The 8911-nt window shown below is 37.0% G+C and carries 2 protein-coding genes; both read left to right on the top strand.

What is annotated here, in order from left to right; translation table 11 throughout:
• The first annotated feature begins 1747 nt into the window (after nucleotides 1-1747).
• The gene (locus ISP07_RS19600) at nucleotides 1748-4414 is read left to right on the top strand and encodes a TonB-dependent receptor plug domain-containing protein (protein ID WP_054564038.1); all 2667 of its coding nucleotides are present in this window, start codon (nucleotides 1748-1750) and stop codon (nucleotides 4412-4414) included.
• Nucleotides 4415-4615: 201 nt separating this feature from the next.
• On the top strand, nucleotides 4616-8809 hold the full coding sequence (locus tag ISP07_RS19595) for an ATP-binding protein (protein WP_209328635.1): 4194 nt from the start codon (nucleotides 4616-4618) through the stop codon (nucleotides 8807-8809).
• Nucleotides 8810-8911 lie beyond the last annotated feature (102 nt).

Below are 8911 nucleotides of genomic sequence, written 5' to 3'. Positions count from 1 at the left end.
AGCTAATGGAGGAAAACCGCCGTTGGCTGTGGCTTAACTCTCTATTTTTGACGGCTATTAAAAATGGGAGGATTACCGGTGTTTTCTTGGTATGTGATAGCAAGCCAGCAACACACTGATAACTATAACTTGAAGACTTCTAGAAATCGCCAAATTTTCCAATTTATCACTGTCTTTAAATTATTTTCTCCAATAAAAAAAGCGTAAAATATAATAAATATTGAAACCGAAGGGTTATAAATTATAAAAGTAATTCTCCATTTTGAAGAGCATGATATGAATACCGTATCGTGACCAAAGAGTAAGGAGGTTGTTTTTATATTAAATAACAATGCAAAAGAAAGTTTTAGTATTTATAAAACCAAAACTGACTCTAAAGCGTGCAATTTGTTGGCGCCCATGAAGGCACATCAGGCATATGCTCAGCGTTTTCTATAGTACAAATGCTGACAACAAATCCCGAGCATATTTTCATTAGCTTTAACGGTTGAAACTTAAAGGTTTCGGAACTTTATAAACTACCACTAATAGCCGTAGGAATGAGCTTAAAAGGCGTATTCGTAAAATAGATATGATGACAAAAAGTTTAGGTAATGTTAGATCTTAGCCACTTGATCATGATGGTACAGTTCGTGGAACTGCAAAAATTGATAATTTTTAAGGGTTTTCTCTATAAAGGTAAAGCCGTACAAAACTTCAAGGTGCTTAAATTGCTTAATGTTGTAGTTAAGGATATAAATTTGTAGATGTTATAAGTATTCGATTTGTAATAAAAATTGTTTATTATAAAGCGATACTTACCCTGAACACTACATTTATTCGATGAAGCAAAACAGAGCTAAAGTTTCCATCAGCACCTATGTGTTGGAAATATAGCTTGGTGCTATGCCTTTTCTGAAATCGATCAAACTTAAGAGCCGAAATAAGCTTATATTTTATGGTTATCAAAAAGTTCTTTAGGAAAAAATTCCCCACTAATTGTTAATCCCTATCGTCGTTCTTTTAGTATTCGAGGTTATAAGGGGGTTAACTCTGCGCTTCAGTGTATGCAACCTTAGATTATGTAACTGCAGCAGGCCGAGCTTATTTCAAAATTTGAGTAGTGTTATTGATTATAGATATTAGTTGAGCCATTACCTAAACATTGGGAACCTCACCGTGAGCCTTTTAGAAAATCAGATTGGCGGTATAGTAAATAAATCTTTGATGATAAAAATGTCACCTTACGTTACACAGATAAAATTAAAGCGTCGGTTATGGTTGTTCAAAGAATTGAAGGCTGTCGGTTATGTAGCACAAGACCGATTTACGTGAAGCACAGACAAAGCAGTAGGAAATTTTGTCTGATGTTGAATGGATCATGAAAGAAATTTAAGAACGAGCCTTTTAATAGCAAGAAAATAAAGTTGAGCTTTGCACAAAAATGGAAAAGTTTTTGGCTAGATATTTGAAATAATAAATTATCAAAAAAATGTAAAAAACCCAGAAATTAAGGCTCGAACCTTGTTCTGGGTTTTTTATTGTTTCTAATATATAAACTAATGTGAAATATATGTAATCAAATTTTTCTTTAATCTTATATGCGCTTGAAACTTAAAATTTACATTGAAAAACAATGGTTAAAAAACTGTTGACCAAAAGTTGTCCCTAATATTAGTATTTAATTCCCTTATGGGGTACTAGTACCTTTTTAAGGGGTAAAATAAATTAATAAAGTCATAACATGGATATGACCAGGGAGAATCAAATGTTAAATAATCAAGTTTCAAAAGCAGTTCGCTTAGCGATTGCTTTTGGTGCAGCGTCAACTGCTGCATTTTCAGCTTCGTCTTTTGCTGCTGAAGAAGAAGGTGTAGAAAAAGTTGAGCGAATCGAAGTTACAGGTTCACGTATCAAACGAACTGACATTGAGGGTGCAAACCCTGTTGTTGTAATCGACCGTGCATCTTTAGATAATTCAGGTCAATTAAGTGTTGCAGACGTATTAAACCGTTCAACATTTAACTCATTTGGTTCGATTCAACCATCATCAGGTAGTACTGCGCAAAGTCAGGCAACAGTAAACTTACGTGGTTTAGGTTCTTCAAGAACACTTGTTTTAATTAACGGTAAGAAAATGCCAGGTTCACCTGTTATGGGTGGTGGTGCAGCTGACTTAAATACCATTCCTTTTGCAGCTGTAGAGCGCATTGAAGTTATGGGTGATGGCGCATCTGCGGTATATGGTTCTGATGCGATCGCCGGTGTAGTTAACATTATTTTAAGAAAAGATTTTGAAGGTGTTCAAGTTCAGGGGCGTATGGGTACTCCGAGCCGTGATGGCGGTGGTGATGAGTCATCATTCTCAATTATCACAGGTCTTAAATCAGAAAACTCTAACCTAGTATTCAGCTATGAGCATGACGAGCGTGATATTATTTTTGCTCGTGATCGTTGGTTCTCACGTGCAACAGACGATGGCTCAGGTACATTCGCTGGTACAACAGGTCAAAGCTGGTATGGCCGTAACATTCTAGATATGCAAACATTTGAGTTTAACCCAATGATCACTGGTCAAGACTGTTCGCAGTACGGTGATTCATTTGCTTATCATAATGATGCACCAGATTTCCCTGCTGACGACGGCTGTCACTATGATTATACTGCTGTTGCTGCTGACGCTGCTTCAACAAAGCGTGACTCAGTATTTGTTAACTTTGATTATGACATCAATGATGATTTAATCTTTAACTTCCGTTCATTACATTCGCGTAATGAAAGCTTTGGTCGTTTCGCACCTGCAGCAGGCTGGTTTACATTCCCTATTGCGCTTGCTGAAGACACAGAAAAAGGCTTAATGGCTGTTAATGAAGGCGACCGTGGTTATTACCGCTTTAATAACGTAGGTACTTCACGTGACACTTGGCAAGTTAGCAACATGGCTGATTGGAGTGCATCTCTAAATGGTATGGGTGAAGTGTTTGATTGGCATGTAGATGCACACTACAACCGTTATGAAATGAACGAGTGGGGTCAAGGCTATGTTCATCGCCCAAGCGTAGAAAATGCGATCATTGATGGTTGGGATCCACGTGACCCAGATCAATCTGCGTATGCTACTCAATTAGCTAATATCGCCGCAAATAGTAACCGTCGTTCTGGTAGTACATTACGTGAAGTAACTGCAGGCGTAAGCTTTAATGAGTTAGCTACTTTACCTGCAGGTGAACTAGGCCTATATGTTGGTGCTAGCTACCGTGAAACTGATTACTTTGACCAAGCGGAAGCTCAAAACGAAGCGAAAAACATCATTGGTACTGCTGGTGGTTCAGCGGCAGGTGACCGTACAGAATCAGCTGTTTTTGCTGAAATGTTAATCCCTGTAGTAGATACATTAGAGTTAAACTTAGCTGCTCGATATGATGATTACAGCGATGTGGGTTCATCATTTGTTCCTAAAGTTTCACTTAAATACCAGCCATTTGATGAATTAGTTTTACGTGCTGCTTGGGGTGAAGGTTTCCGTGCTCCAACGCTGGAAGATCTATATAAAGCACCACAAGAGTCAGCTTCATCAGCTAAAGATGTTGTGGTATGTACATCAGCAGGTACATCACGTTCTGATTGTCGTACACAACAACATACAACTTACTTCATCGGTACTGATTCATTAAAACCTGAAGAATCAGAAAGTGTAAGTTTCGGTATGGTTTATAACATCACTGATAATATCGATATGTCAGTTGATTACTATGATATCGAAATCACTAACCAAGTTAGCTCGTTATCTACACAAGACGTATTTGACCTTGAGTTAGCTGGTCTTCTAGGTGACCCTGAAGATCCAAATGATAACGCTGCTGGTTATGACCAAGTATCAGTGGACCGTGGTGGTAATCCAACTGGTCGTTCGTTACTTGTTACTGCACCAATGGCTAACATCCCTGGTTTCTCTACAGATGGCTTAGATTTCAAACTTAACGCAGTATTTGACTTAGGTGGCGCAGGTCTACTTCGCTCTAAGTTTGCTTGGTCTGAAGTACTTAGCTATGAAGAGCCAGATATCATCGGTTACCCGAACGTTGATAAAATTGGCCGTGCTGGTTTACCAGAAAGAAGAATCAGCTGGGGCTTAACATGGGATATCGAAGCTCACATGTTAAACGTAAACTGGAACCACATTGCCTCAACAGCTGAAGAAACTGAAGATGCAAATGATGAAGGTACTAAGTTCAAAGCAGTTGGTGAGTTATCTTCGTATAACATTATCGATATTAACTATACTTACGCAACGCCTTGGAATCTTGATCTAACACTAGGTGTTAATAACTTAGCTGATAAAGATCCAGTATTGAACTCTGAATTAGACTACGACGATACTCTTTATAGTCAAGTTGGTCGTCTGTACTATGCAGGTTTCAAATTTAAGTTCTAAACGAACGATTTAAATACTTGTATATTAAAACCCTGCACTTGCAGGGTTTTTTATTTTATAAACAAATTCACTACAGGTTTTACATTTATAAAATAATTAATTTTTAAGGCTTAATTATTTACTTAAGCTCTTGCTCAAGATTTATGTGCAGTTGTTTAAATCAATTTATGCTCTTATACTTAAAAAACCTTAATAAAAGCGATGTTTCAGTTGAGTTATTTCTATAAAATCATAGTGTTGTTTTTGACGCTGTGTCTTTCATTCGATGTCTTAGCCACACAACTCAAAGCGGGTATCGTAAGTTATAGTTTTTTTCCTTATCACACCCAAGACGCAAATGGTCAATATACTGGTGTAATTGTTGGTTACAGTAACGAAATAGCGCGTTTAGCTGGTGCCGATTTAGAGTACCGAGTTTACGACAGTCTTGACGAGCTTCTGGACGGACTTAAAGCTGGTGAAATAGACTTTGCGGTTGGATTGAATAAAACTACGCAGCGCAAAAAACATTATTTATTTTCAACACCCTTTATGGAAGGTCCACGTGGAATAGTTGTAAATCAATCTATTGCAAATAGTGCCTTAAAGAACTTTGCTAGTTTACGATGGGTTTGTATCACTGGGAGTTCGCATTGCGAATATTTAGCTGAAAATGGGGCGCTTTATATAAATCGGTTTATAAAACCAGATGATGCGTTTAAAAAAGTGGCGGATGGCTCATTTGATGCTTTTTTAGGTGATTATTCAGTTTTGTCTCATCAGTTAAAAAATCGTGGTAAAGACGGTCTTAAAGTTGTAAGTCCTATCTGGCTTTCTAGTGAAACATTTCATGTCATGTTCAACCAACAGAAGACGGCTTTACGTAATCAAGTTAATTCTTTTTTAGCATCTATCTCTCCAACCACGAAACAATTATGGGAAAGTTCGGCAAGTGAAGAATATTTAGCCGCAAAAGCCTATAGTCAATTCAAACGTGAATTCAATAAAGTAAGTGTGAAAGGCAACAATAATTATTTACTTACGTTCTCGTTTATTGATGGTTTGTTTCCGATTAATGACACAAATCAAATTGGCGAAGCTACAGGCTATTTAAATGATACCCTTGAGTTACTATCTGAACGAAGTGGGTTCCAGTTTAAATATATCCCTGCTGCAAATTCCAAAGAATTAGAAAGATTATTTTTAGCGAATAAGATCGATCTCATTCCGACGATGACACCAACAAGAATTAATGAAGGTGTTTTGATTGCTTTACCGCCGCACGTAAGCGTAGAAATGGTTTTAATTTCTAAACGTTCGAGTAAAACTCAGCGTATTGGTTATATAGATCTGTTTGCAGATCCAAAAAAGAAGCTGCCAAGTGCTGAGAATTTAGAAACGGTGTCATTTAGCTCAATTGTGACACTTTTTTATGCTTTGAGGAACGACACGATTGATAGTGTTATCTTACCGCAAAGCATTGCGGCATATCAATTAAATCAGTTTTACATAGGCGAATTTTATATCAACCCTAAATACCGATATAATCAGCCGATCTATTTCCTTGTGAATAAAAATTTTACTGAATTAGTCAGTTTACTTGAAAGCCTTTTCAAAACACTAACGAGCAATGACTTCAATCATATTGTCAATCGCCATGGTATTTTTAATATCGAGCGTGGATATGACAAAACCACCGTTAATACAACTGCAATTTTAACCTTAATTCTTATCTGTATTTCGATTATTTATTTTGTTAGCTGGCGGATTACCATAAACCGTGAGATTTCAAAACGAAAAGAGGCTGAGCAAGTTGCGTTAAGTAAATTGAACTTCACTCAAAAACTCATCGACGATTTACCTACAATGGTAGTGATACAAGATTCTGAGCAAAAAAGGATAATGTGGAACAAAGCCTATAAGGATAATTTTGCTCATTTATGGGACGAAAAAAAACGGTATTTACGTGACGATTTAGCACAAGTTAGCCAGTTATTGACGCAGAATAAGCAAAGCTTGCACTCTGGAAAAGTTTTTAATCGTCAAATGAACTTTACCAATAAAGTAGGAAAGAAGCTTGAGCTTCTCTACACTAAAAAGCCATATCTTGGAGTTGATGGTCAGTTGGCTGGGATTATGACCGTCATCACTGATTTGACTGAACATCATAACCTTCAAAGGGAAAACCAAGCGGTTCAACAATTATTACAAACGATTACTGATACTATCCCTGGCGGGGTATTTCAGTATGAATATTATGATAATGGTGAAGGGTGTTATACCTATATTAGCAAAGGGGCGCAAAGTTTATTGGGAGTAACATCAAGACAACTCAATAGCCGCGGTATGACCGGATGTATTTCCCCTTGTATTGTTGACGAAGACCGGGTGCAAATAGCTAAAGCCTTTAAGCAAGCAAGTAAGCGCAAAGGCATGATTGATATTGAGTTTAGAATTAATAATCTTGGCCAAAAAGTTTGGTGTCGTTATATTGCCAATGCACAAACAAAAGGCAATGACATACAACAAGGGGTTAGGTGGAATGGTATCTTATTAGATATTAGCTTACTCAAACATCATCAAGTTGAATTAAATAAGGCAAACCAACAGGCGCTTCAAGCTGATTTAGTTAAAAGTCGTTTTATTGCGACGATGAGTCATGAATTAAGGACGCCTTTATCTGGGGTAAATGGTTTTATTGAGCTTTTAAAATCATCACAAGTAGACAGTGAGCAATCTACTTTAATCGAACACATTGAGGTTTCAGTAACTAAACTACAAGGTTTAGTTGATGATATTCTATATTTTGCAGACACTAGTACGGGTAACATCGAAGTAGTGGTTGAGAATGTTGATTTGGAAACTCATTTGTGTCGCATTCTACGAGCACATGAACATCAGGCTAAACAGAAGGGACTTCATTTCAACTTAAATTGGCTGACTGCTGCTTACACATCGACATCGGTTGATATTAATCATTTAATGCAGGTTTTATCACACCTACTAAGTAATGCAGTTAAATTCACAAGTCAGGGCTCAATAACTTGCGAGGTAAAGTTTGAGAAACAGTTGTTAAATATCACAATTACAGATACCGGTAAGGGGATGACAACTGAAGAGCTTGCTCAAATCTATAAACCATTTGAGCAAGCCGATAACTCTTTTCAACGCCAATTTGGCGGAACAGGCTTAGGCTTAGCGCTAGTAAAACAGCTGGTTGACGCGATGCAAGGCAGTATCACTTTGTCTAGCACATACGGCAAGGGGACGCATGTTTATCTATCTATCCCATTGCAACATACTAAAAAGCCTCAATTAAGCACATCATCTGGGTATTGGATTGTTTGTAGTAAAAGTGAAGAGCTGGTCCGGCTGCTTGGAACCATGGCAGTCAAACATACCATACTTGATTGGCCCTTGGAGTTATCTGAAATTAGTCAGACTGAAAATTTAATTATTGATGAGCAATACATGGTTGAGTTACTGGGAGAGCAGTGGCGTGCTAAAAAAGCAGGCATTGCTGCTAAGTATACTATTGTGCCATCAAGCAGAAATACTCAACAAGTAAATGATTGTAATTGTCATTTACTACCTATCGAGCCACTTTATCCCGATTCATTACGAGAGCTACTTAATAATATTCATACCACCTTAGATATAATTAGCCCAGATAAAGCGCATTTATATGGCCAGATTTTAATTGCTGAAGATAATAAAACTAATCAATTATTACTTGAAAAACAATGTCAAAAATTAGGTATAAAAGCTGTAATGGTCGAGGATGGATTAGCTGCTTTAAGGGCGCTTGAAGAAGGGGACTTTGATCTACTCTTAACAGATTGCCATATGCCTCACTTAGATGGTTTTAAGTTAGCCGAACAGATCAGGACGATAGAAAAATTCCAGAACTTGCCAATTATCGGTTTTACTGCAGATGACTCTAAAACCTGCTTAAATAAAGCTCTCAGCTCAGGCATGAACAGTGTTTTGTTTAAGCCGTATAAACTTAATGAATTGTATAATCGGCTTGCAGAATTTATTGATCTTAATAAAGACGATGAAAACATTATTACAGATAGTAAGAATGTAAGTTTGCAAGGGATCAAAGATATACAGCATTGGCTTAATGTTTTTGGTAACGAAAGTGATGCAAAAATGTTGGCTGAGGTATTTATAAATAGTTTGCAGGATGATTTGAGTACGTTAGAAGGTCACCTCAATAGTGATGAGTTGGATAAAGTGTCTGCTGCTATTCATAAACTGAAAGGAGCGCTTGTCATGCTTCAATATCCACCTATCTCAAAACTAATTGTAGATACGGAAAAGACGTTTACTGATAATCATGATACTGCCATTGTTATTGATTTAATTACTGAGTTAAAAGACGTCATTGTTCAGATCAGAGCATGGGTATAATAAAAAGTTAGGATAAAGAATTAGAGTCGAATAGATTATTTTATGAATAGGGCATATACTAACTCATGTTTATACATTTTACTTAACTTTAATATTAAAGAG

Source organism: Pseudoalteromonas sp. PA2MD11, assembly GCF_017808125.1.
Classification (GTDB): domain Bacteria; phylum Pseudomonadota; class Gammaproteobacteria; order Enterobacterales; family Alteromonadaceae; genus Pseudoalteromonas; species Pseudoalteromonas simplex.
This window is presented reverse-complemented; position numbering and strand designations above follow the sequence as displayed.

What these genes read in the sequence shown, in the direction of transcription:
- ISP07_RS19600 (WP_054564038.1), top strand. Translation starts at nt 1,748, where the DNA reads ATGTTAAATAATCAAGTTTCAAAAGCAGTTCGCTTAGCGATTGCTTTT.
- ISP07_RS19595 (WP_209328635.1), top strand. Translation starts at nt 4,616, where the DNA reads ATGTTTCAGTTGAGTTATTTCTATAAAATCATAGTGTTGTTTTTGACG.